General features: G+C 71.7%; 9 protein-coding genes and 1 pseudogene. 3 read left to right on the forward strand and 7 right to left on the reverse strand.

Annotated elements, in window-relative coordinates; translation table 11 throughout:
- Window positions 1–275: 275 nt before the first annotated feature.
- From IEY93_RS33980 to IEY93_RS34000, 6 genes are all read right to left on the reverse strand, one after another.
- Complete coding sequence (locus IEY93_RS33980) at window positions 276–1,556, reverse strand: HD-GYP domain-containing protein (RefSeq protein WP_189167277.1); 1,281 nt, start codon at window positions 1,554–1,556, stop codon at window positions 276–278.
- Complete coding sequence (locus IEY93_RS33985) at window positions 1,553–2,908, reverse strand: HD-GYP domain-containing protein (protein WP_189167278.1); 1,356 nt, start codon at window positions 2,906–2,908, stop codon at window positions 1,553–1,555. The genes IEY93_RS33980 and IEY93_RS33985 overlap by 4 nt, the downstream gene beginning before the upstream one ends.
- Window positions 2,909–2,940: 32 nt before the next feature.
- Window positions 2,941–3,075, reverse strand: a complete 135-nt coding sequence (locus tag IEY93_RS39465) for a hypothetical protein (RefSeq protein WP_268241599.1) — start codon at window positions 3,073–3,075, stop codon at window positions 2,941–2,943.
- Between the two features lie 105 nt (window positions 3,076–3,180).
- Window positions 3,181–4,113: an NAD-dependent epimerase/dehydratase family protein gene (locus IEY93_RS33990; RefSeq protein ID WP_189167279.1), complete on the reverse strand. Its 933-nt coding sequence runs from the start codon at window positions 4,111–4,113 to the stop codon at window positions 3,181–3,183.
- Window positions 4,114–4,243: 130 nt separating this feature from the next.
- Window positions 4,244–4,516 (reverse strand): mycothiol system anti-sigma-R factor, encoded by a 273-nt coding sequence (gene rsrA / locus IEY93_RS33995; RefSeq protein WP_189167280.1) that lies wholly within the window; start codon window positions 4,514–4,516, stop codon window positions 4,244–4,246.
- A 78-nt stretch (window positions 4,517–4,594) separates the two neighbouring features.
- The gene (locus tag IEY93_RS34000; protein WP_189167297.1) at window positions 4,595–5,203 is read right to left on the reverse strand and encodes a sigma-70 family RNA polymerase sigma factor; all 609 of its coding nucleotides are present in this window, start codon (window positions 5,201–5,203) and stop codon (window positions 4,595–4,597) included.
- Between the two features lie 235 nt (window positions 5,204–5,438).
- Between IEY93_RS34000 and IEY93_RS34005 the strand changes: the two genes are divergently transcribed.
- Complete coding sequence (locus tag IEY93_RS34005) at window positions 5,439–6,185, forward strand: class I SAM-dependent methyltransferase (protein ID WP_189167281.1); 747 nt, start codon at window positions 5,439–5,441, stop codon at window positions 6,183–6,185.
- 39 nt (window positions 6,186–6,224) lie between these two features.
- Here IEY93_RS34005 and IEY93_RS34010 read toward each other — a convergent pair whose 3' ends face one another.
- A complete protein-coding gene (locus tag IEY93_RS34010) occupies window positions 6,225–7,013 on the reverse strand; it encodes an SOS response-associated peptidase (RefSeq protein WP_189167282.1) in 789 nt (262 codons plus the stop codon).
- 107 nt (window positions 7,014–7,120) lie between these two features.
- Here IEY93_RS34010 and aroA point away from each other — a divergent pair, with 107 nt between their 5' ends.
- Window positions 7,121–8,398 (forward strand): 3-phosphoshikimate 1-carboxyvinyltransferase, encoded by a 1,278-nt coding sequence (gene aroA / locus IEY93_RS34015; RefSeq protein ID WP_189167283.1) that lies wholly within the window; start codon window positions 7,121–7,123, stop codon window positions 8,396–8,398.
- Window positions 8,395–8,852, forward strand: a pseudogene (locus IEY93_RS38910) (ribosome small subunit-dependent GTPase A); the annotation flags it as partial. The gene aroA and the pseudogene IEY93_RS38910, both read left to right, overlap by 4 nt.

The following is an 8,852-nucleotide window of genomic DNA, read 5'->3' on the forward strand; positions in this document are numbered from 1 at the left end:
TCCCTTCGACGGCTCACCACTTTATGGCCCGGGACCCGCCGGATCCTCTCGCTCCAGAGCACCGATCCCCCGTGTCCCATATGTAGGAACCCCACAACCGGAAGGGAGCGCGGACGGCGGCCCGCCGGGCCGCAGCGGGTTGTCCACCCAGCGGTAAAGACCCCCTTAACTGGGACGACATGCTCAGATCTTGCGGAAATGGAACATGCCTCCCCTCCTGCCGCTGAGCGGCCGGTTGGAGAGTCACCCAGACGGCCACCGTCCCGGCCGGTGCGTCAGAGGCGGACGGCGCAGGCCAGACGGTCGACGACGCGTGCCATCGACTCGACCACCACCGGGTCGTACTCGCCGCCGCCGTCCAGGCGCAGCCGCTCCAGCGCGGCGGCGGCGCGGTCGCGATCGGTGGACCCGCCGACCAGGTCGTCGTAGGCGTTGGCGGCCTTGATGATGCGGCTGGCGAGCGGCGGGGTGTCCGGGCCGGAGAACGGGTCTCCCTGGTGGCGCACGATGTCGGCGACCCGGTCGAGCACCCCCGTCTTCCTGATCACCTCGGCGCCCAGCTCGGCGATGCTGCGCGCCGTCCGCGGGTCGGTGAGCACGGTCGCCCCGCCGGGGATCGGGTCACGCAGCGAGAGCTGGCCGATGTCGTGCATCAGCGCGGCGTACTCGAGCTCCAGCAGCTCGGGCTCGGCCATGCCGAGCTCGCGGCCGATCGCCAGCGCCAGCACGCTCACCCGGCGCGAGTGGCCGGGCTCGACGTATCCGCCGACCTCGGTCACCCTGGCCAGCGCCCGCACGGTCTGCAGGTAGGTCGCGCGGATGCCCGCGTACTTGCGGAAGGCGACCTGGGTGACCAGCAGCGGGGCCGCGAAGACCACCAGCGCGGCGAGGTTCATGCTGTGCGAGGCCAGGGCCAGCAGCGTGCCGGAGGCCGCGACGGCGGCGCCGAGCGGCGCGGCCATGCGCAGCTCGTCCCTGATCGCCACGCGCAGTGCCGTGCGCACCTGCTCGGCGCGCAGGACGGCCGCGATGGCCACGTCGGCGGCCAGCATGGCGGCGATCAGGACGGCCATCACGCCGAGCACCACCCACCAGGTGCCCTCACCGTGCCCGGTGGTGGCGTACAGCGCCGGCGCCAGCGGACGGTAGGCGAAGGCGAGCAGAGCGCCGGACAGCAGCCGTCGCGCGATCGCGTCCAGCCGGGGCGGCCGGCCCACCGCGAGATGCGGCAGCGCGCCGAGCATCATGCCGGCCGACATCACCGCCACGACCTGTAGTGCCGAGTGGCGGGCCGGGACGCCGCCCACGTCCAGCAGCAGGGTGTAGCCGAGAGCGGCCGCGGCGCCGATCGGGGCGACCTCGCGGTTGCCCGGCATGGTGAGCCGGGCCAGCTCCCCGGCGGCCACCAGCGCGCCGAAGGCGATGGCGAGTTGCGCGTCCACCAGGCCCACGGCCGCGGTGTGGGCGAGGCCGGTGACGGTGAGCACGCCGGCGGCGCAGATGAGCAGCAGCCGGGCGGAGTACAGGCCGTGGAGGGGACGCGCGGCGACGCTCATCGCTCGGACACCACCTGGATCGGCGCCGTGGGGTCGTCGTGGTCCTTGGCGACGGTGTCGACGTCCTCCCCGGCCGGCGGGGCGGGCATCGCGCCGGGTGGGTCCCAGCCGCGACGGTCGAGGGCCTTGATGAACGCCGACACCATGACCGGGTCGAACTGCGTGCCCGACCCGCGCCGCAGCTCGGTGAGAGCTTCCTCGATCGGCTTGGCCTTGCGGTAGGCGCGGTCGGAGGTCATGGAGTCGAAGGCGTCGGCCACGGCGATGATGCGGGCGAACTCGGGGATCTCGGCCCCCGCCAGGCCCATGGGGTACCCCCTGCCGTCCTGGCGCTCGTGGTGGTGCATGATGCCGGCGAACGCCTCGTCCAGGAAGTCGATGCCCCGGACGATCTCCAGGCCGCGCATGGGGTGGAGCTGGATGGCGGCGAACTCCTCCTCGGTCAGGTTGCCGTCCTTCTGCAGGACCTTCGTCGGCACGCCGAGCTTGCCCACATCGTGCAGCATGCCGGCGTACCCGATGGCGCGCAGGCGCTCGGGCCCCATGCCGATCTCCTGAGCGATCATGGTGGAGGCGCTCGACACGCGTGTGCAGTGGCCGCGCGTGTAGTAGTCCTTGGTCTCCACCGCCTGGCAGAGCGCGGCGATCGTCGCGTCGTAGGACCGCTGCTGCGCGAGGTACTGCCCGAAGGCCCACCGGGCGATGAACAGCGGCAGCAGCACGAGCACCGCCGAGATCGACTGCACGGTCGCCCACAGGCCCGCGATCAGCAGGCCGAAGGTGGCGTAACCGAGATAGGAGACCAGGAACTGCGCGGCCGAGCGTAGTGGCACCTCACCGAGGCGCAACCGACCGGCCAGCGACACCATGACCGTGAACAGCAGGGCGTTGAGCGGGACGAACACCGCCGCCGCGCCCATGAAGGGGACGAGCAGGTCGGTGAACCGGCCCACGCTCGGGACCGACCGGCTGCCGCCGAGCCACTGGAAGACCCATCCGGCGACATAACCGCACAGGGCGAACTGCGCGCCGTTGAACACCCTCTTGTACAGCTCGAGCCCCGGCCGGACGCTCAGCACCGCGGTGGCGCCGACCAGGGCCGCGCCGACGTCTCCCAGCAGCACCACCGCCGCGAGCGCCGCGGAGAAGCTGACCGACATCGCCGCCTGCTTGACGTTGAGCAGCGTCGGCACCGACTCGCACACCAGGAACAGCAGCGCGAGGACCAGCAACGTGGGCCAGTCGCGCCCGTCCAGATGGCCCGGGGCGACCAGGCCCCGGGCGATCAGCACCACCGCCGTCGCGACGGTGGCGACGAGATACGCCTTCGCCGGCCAAGGTAGTTCACGCACTGCGACCGCCTCGGGCCGTCACGGGCACGTGCTCAGGTCCAGGAGATGCCCGTGGGCACGTCGACCGCGCCTGCTGTGAGAACCACCAGAGCCAGCGCGCCGAGAGCCCATGCCAGGCCGCCGATCCCCACGGCAGCCATCAGGCGTGTGGCCATTGCCTTCACCATGTGACGCCTCCCCATCGAATCCTGGTTCAGGCTACAGAAAGCGAGCGGAGCCGTACGGCAAGTCGAAGAATCGCATCCAAAGCGTAATCAAACCACTACCGTGGGCTAACGAGATCTCGCCCATTCGGCGGTGGCCTTCAGCCCGGTGGCCAGGTCGGTGCGGGGTCGCCAGCCCAGCCCTTCCAGCGCCGGGGCCGGGTCGACCGCCATGGCGGGCAGGTCGCCGAGCCGGGCCGGCGCGAACGACGGCGCGTCGGGGGCGCCCGCGGCCGCCGCGACCAGCGCGTGCAGCTCGCGGTCGGTCGTCTGCACGCCGGTGCCGAGGTTGAACCGGCGCCCGTCGCCGCGCTCTGAGGCGGCCCGGACGAAGCCGTCCACGACGTCGTCCACGAAGACGTAGTCGCGCGTCTGGGAGCCGTCGCCGTAGACGACGGTGGGGGTGCCACGCAGCAGCGCGTCGGTGAAGATGGACACCACTCCGGCCTCACCGGCGGGGGACTGCCGGGGACCGTAGACGTTCGACAGCACCAGCGTGGTGTACGACAGGCCGTGCAGCGCCCGGAACATCGACAGGTACACCTCGCCGCTGAGCTTGGAGGCGGCGTACGGCGAGCGCGCGTCGGTGGCGGCGTCGCCCGGGACGGGGATCACGGCCGGGCGGCCGTACACCGCCACCGAGGAGGCGTACACGACCTTCCGTGCCCCGGCCAGCCGCGCGGCCTCCAGCACGTTGACCGTGCCCTCGACGTTCAGCCGGGCGTCGTGCACCGGATCGGCCACACTGGCGCGGACGCTGATCTGCGCGGCCAGGTGACAGACGACCTCCGGGCGCCAGCCCGCGACCAGCTCCCGGACGGCCGCGTCCCTGACGTCGAACTCGTGGAACCGGAACAGCGGGTGACCGGCCGCGCCGGCGAGGTTCTCCCGGGAACCCGAGGAAAGATCGTCGACGACGGCGACCTCGTGCCCCTCGGCCAGCAGCCGATCGACGAGGGTCGAGCCGATGAACCCGGCACCGCCGGTAACGAGAAAACGCATCCCGGTATCTTAGGCGATCGCTTCCAGGTCTCCCCGGCGGCGCGACCCCGTCTTCCTGCTGCGCGCACCGGCGGCCGGCGGCGTCCCCACCGCGCCGCCGCCCGGATGCGCCACCCCGTCGCCCAGGGTGTCAGTCGGCCGTGGACAGCTCCGCGCGCACGGCCTCGATGCGCCTGAGCACCTTGGCCCGCAGATCCTCCGGAACCGGGTCACAGCCGCAGTGCTTGGCGACGAGCTGCTTGACCACCTGTTCCAGCCCGTACTCCTCAAGGCACGGGCCGCACTCGTCCAGGTGCTCTTTGATGTCCGACCGCCAGCGGTCGTCCAGCTCGCCGTCCAGGAAGGTGTACACCTGGTCCAGCACGTCCCTGCAGTCGGTGTCGTGCGGCTTGCCACAGCTCATGTCAACACCCCTCCAGGGCGCCGGCGCCGTCACCGCGGCCGTGCGCTCCCAGAGGCCGGCGGGTCACACCCCACTGCATCACGACGGATCCTCCGATCGCACAAGCCCGCGTTCGCGCGCGTAATCCTCGAGTTGCGTCCGCAGCTGGCGCCTTCCGCGGTGCAGCCGGGACATCACGGTCCCGATGGGGGTGCCCATGATGTCGGCGATCTCCTTGTAGGGGAAACCTTCGACATCGGCCAGATAGACCGCCATCCGGAAGTCCTCCGGAAGCGCGGCCAGCGCCTGCTTGACATCGCTGTCAGGCAGGTGTTCCAGTGCCTCGACCTCGGCGGACTTCAGGCCGCCCGACGTGTGCGACTCGGCACGCGCGAGCTGCCAGTCCTCGATCTCCTCGGTACCGGACTGCTTGGGCTCCCGCTGCTTCTTGCGGTAGCTGTTGATGAAGGTGTTGGTCAGGATGCGGTACAGCCAGGCCTTGAGGTTGGTGCCTTCCTGGAACTGGTGGAAGGACCCGAAGGCCTTGGCGAAGGTGTCCTGCAGCAGGTCTTCCGCATCCGCGGGATTCCTGGTCATCCGGAGCGCCGCTGAGTAGAGCTGGTCGAGGTACGGCATTGCGTCCCGCTCGAACCGCTCGCCCCGCTGCTCCAGAGTCTCCTCGGCAGTTGTCTTGGAGACCGGACCCACCCCCTTATACGCGCCGTACACCGCCGAGAATACCGGCTGGCGTACAGCCGACCGATCGCCGACCTCGGCCATCAGCATGGGACGGAACCTCCTCGCGTGTTTACACGCGTCTGCAACACGTGAGGCATAGCATCTGTTCCCGGTAAGTAGAAGGTGACGAACGACCCGGTACGGGGAAAAAGATACGTACCGGCTGGTAGCGATTCCCCGGAGCCCCGACCGTCCAGGAGCCATCGTGCTGCCCATCCCAGCCAGCGAACTGAACGGCTCAGGCACGCTCGGGCCGTACTGGACCTTCTACCACGCGGTGGTCGCCGAGCAGCTCAAGCGATGGCTCCCCGACCAGCCGGGGCTGCTGCTCGACCTTTCCGGGGGCCGGGGCCGCTGGCCCGCCCAGGCGGCGGGCGCGGGACACCACGTCATCGAGGTCGTCGACTTCCGCCGCTCGGCCGCCGGCGCCCTGCGCGACTCCTCCAGCCGCATCCGCAAAGTGCGCGCGGACGACCTGGACTTCCTGCCGGACGCCTCGATCGACGCGGTCGTCGCCGAGGAACGGGCCCTGTCCCTGGAGCTGATGGCGGAGTCCACGATCGAGGACGTCGTACGGGTGCTCAAGCCGGGCGGCCGCCTGCTGGCGTGCGTCGACTCCCTGGTGCTCGGCATGGCGATCATGGCCGAGCAGAACTACTGGGCGCACCTGTGCCAGACCGGCACCGGCGAGGTGATGCTGGTGCCCTGGCCGGACGGGAGCATCACCCGCTGCTTCACCAGCGTCCAGCTCCGTGAGCTGCTCGTCGACGCCGGCCTGGAGGTCGAGTGGATCAGGCCGCGCACCGTGCTGTCGCCCTCCACGGTCGACCACGTGCTCGCCGCCGACACCCGGGCGCTCAACTGGCTCGTGCGCACCGAGCTGGAGGCGCATCCGGACGACGACGACACCGTGGGCATCCACCTCGTCGCCAGCGCCCGCCGCCCCGCATGACCGGCCCCGCCTGGCGGCGGCGCGCCCTGCGATCCCCGGTCAGAACAGGGACGTCTCCGCGCTCTCCGGTTCGAGCAGGTGCGGGCCGTTGTTGCGGACGCTGTTCACCTCGGAGGACACCGGATAGGCGGTGAGCCCGCTGGGCGGGGCGTCCTTCAGCAGGTTGAGCACCTGGCCGGTGTCGGTCAGCGCGGGGTCGAGCCAGTCGGCCCACCTGTCCCTATCGATGATCACCGGCATCCGGTCATGGATGCGCCCCAGGTGGTCCTCGGCCGTCGTGGTGATCACCGTGCAGGTGGTGAGCCACTTCAGCGGATCGTCGTCCGCGCGGGAGGGGTCCTTCCAGAACTCGTACAGCCCGGCCATCGCCATCACGCCGCCATCGGCGGGGTGGATGAAGTAGGGCTGCTTGGTCTTCTTGTCGGCGCGGTACCACTCGTAGTAGCCGTCGGCGGGCACCAGGCACCGGCGCTTGGCGAACGCCCTGCGGTACGACGGCTTCTCGGCCAGGGTCTCGACCCGGGCGTTGATCATGCGCGAGCCGACGGAGGGGTCCTTGGCCCAGCTCGGCACCAGCCCCCACTTGACCACCCGCAACTGCCGTACCGGCCCTGCTTCACCGGTGCCGGCATCGGCCACGTCACCGCCGTGGCCGGCGTCCCCGTCCTGCGCCGCCTCCTGCGCGGGCCTGGCCACCACGGCGTAGACCTTCTTGGTCGGGGCGACGTTGTAGTCGGGTCTCAGTTCCTCGGACGTCCCGTCCAGTCCGACGCCGAGCTCCTCGATCAACTCCTGGCGCTTACGCGCCGACGCGTATCTCCCGCACATACGCATAGCCTGCCGTACGGGCACGTCCCCCGCGCCGGTTCCCGCCAGGCGGCCCCGCGCGGGACGGTAACCGGTCCCAGGGGGCGGCTCCCGGTAGGCTCAGAGCTATGTCAGCTCCCCTGTGGCAAGCGCCCGTGGCGCCCGGCCCCGTCGACGCCACCGTCCGGCTGCCCGGGTCCAAGTCGGTCACCAACCGCGCTCTGCTGCTCGCCGCGCTGGCCGAGGGTCCCGGCACCGTACGCCGCGCGCTGCGCAGCCGTGACGCCGACCTGATGGTGACCGCGCTCCGGTCGCTCGGCGCCGGGCTCACCCCCTCCGGGGAGACCGCCTCCGCCACCGACTGGCAGGTCGTCCCCGGCCCTGTGCGCGGCGGCGCGTCGATCGACGTCGGCCTGGCCGGCACGGTCATGCGCTTCGTCCCGCCGATGGCCGCGCTGGCCGGCGAGGCGGTGGCCTTCGACGGCGACCCGCACGCCCGTGTGCGGCCGATGGGGCCGATCCTCTCCGCGCTGCGCACTCTCGGCGCCGAGGTCGCCGGCGACGCCCTGCCGTTCACGATCAGGGGGCCGCTCGCCGGCGGCGAGGTCACCCTGGACGCCTCGGCCTCCTCGCAGCTCGTCTCCGGGCTGCTGCTGGCCGCTCCGCGGTACGAGAAGGGCGTCACCGTCCGGCACGACGGCCCGCCGGTGCCCTCCATGCCGCACATCGAGATGACCGTGCAGATGCTCCGCGCCGCGGGAGTGACCGTGGACGACTCCGAGCCGGATCTCTGGCGGGTCGAGCCCGGCCCGATCGCGGCCCGCGACCTCACCGTCGAGCCCGATCTGTCGAACGCCGCCCCGTTCCTGGCCGCCGCCCTGATCACCGGGGGAACGGTGACCATCCCCGACTGGCCGCTCCAGACCACCCAGGGCGGCGACGCCCTGCGCACACTGCTGCCCGCCATGGGAGCGACGGTCACCCGCGTGCCCGAAGGGCTGCAAGTCACCGGCGGCGGACCGATCGAGGGCATCGACGCCGACCTGCACGACGTCGGCGAGCTGACCCCGACGATCGCCGCCCTCGCCGCGCTGGCCGGCTCGCCGAGCACGCTGCGCGGCGTCGCCCACCTGCGCGGGCACGAGACCGACCGGCTGGCCGCGCTCGCCACCGAGATCAACGGGCTCGGCGGCGACGTGACCGAGACCGCCGACGGCCTGGTGATCAGGCCGCGCCCGCTGCACGGCGGGGTCTTCCACAGCTACGCCGACCACCGCATGGCGACGGCCGGCGCGGTGATCGGCCTCGTCGTGCCGGGGGTCGAGGTGGAGAACATCGCGACCACCGCCAAGACGCTTCCCGAATTCGCCCGCATGTGGGCCCTGATGCTGGAGGAAGCCCGCTGAGAAGACGGGAGTACGACGAGGACGACGTACGGGTCAGGCCGGGCAAGGGCTCCCGGCCGCGCACCCGGCGCCGTCCCGCGCACGAGGACGCCGTTCCCGGATTCGTGGTCGCCGTCGACCGCGGCCGGTACACCTGCCTGGTCGGGGACGGCATCACCGAGACCGGCGTCGACGGCGGCTCCCCGCCGGGCGCTTCCACCGGGGCGCGCGCCGGCCGGCGCGGCACCGAGCAGCACGCCGTGACGGCGATGCGGGCCCGCGAGCTCGGACGCAAGGGCATCGTGGTCGGCGACCTGGTCAGCCTGGTCGGCGACACCTCCGGCCGGCCGGACACCCTGGCGCGCATCGTCCGCATCGAGCCGCGCACCTCCATGCTGCGCCGCAGCGCCGACGACACCGACGAGGTCGAGCGTCCCATCGTCGCCAACGCCGACCAGCTCGTGATCGTCACCGC

The sequence above is a fragment of the Sphaerisporangium melleum genome (assembly GCF_014646695.1).
Lineage (GTDB): Bacteria > Actinomycetota > Actinomycetes > Streptosporangiales > Streptosporangiaceae > Sphaerisporangium > Sphaerisporangium melleum.

What these genes read in the sequence shown, in the direction of transcription:
- IEY93_RS33980 (WP_189167277.1), bottom strand. Translation starts at nt 1,556, where the DNA reads ATGAGCGTCGCCGCGCGTCCCCTCCACGGCCTGTACTCCGCCCGGCTG.
- IEY93_RS39465 (WP_268241599.1), bottom strand. Translation starts at nt 3,075, where the DNA reads ATGGTGAAGGCAATGGCCACACGCCTGATGGCTGCCGTGGGGATCGGC.
- IEY93_RS33990 (WP_189167279.1), bottom strand. Translation starts at nt 4,113, where the DNA reads ATGCGTTTTCTCGTTACCGGCGGTGCCGGGTTCATCGGCTCGACCCTC.
- rsrA (WP_189167280.1), bottom strand. Translation starts at nt 4,516, where the DNA reads ATGAGCTGTGGCAAGCCGCACGACACCGACTGCAGGGACGTGCTGGAC.
- IEY93_RS34010 (WP_189167282.1), bottom strand. Translation starts at nt 7,013, where the DNA reads ATGTGCGGGAGATACGCGTCGGCGCGTAAGCGCCAGGAGTTGATCGAG.
- aroA (WP_189167283.1), top strand. Translation starts at nt 7,121, where the DNA reads ATGTCAGCTCCCCTGTGGCAAGCGCCCGTGGCGCCCGGCCCCGTCGAC.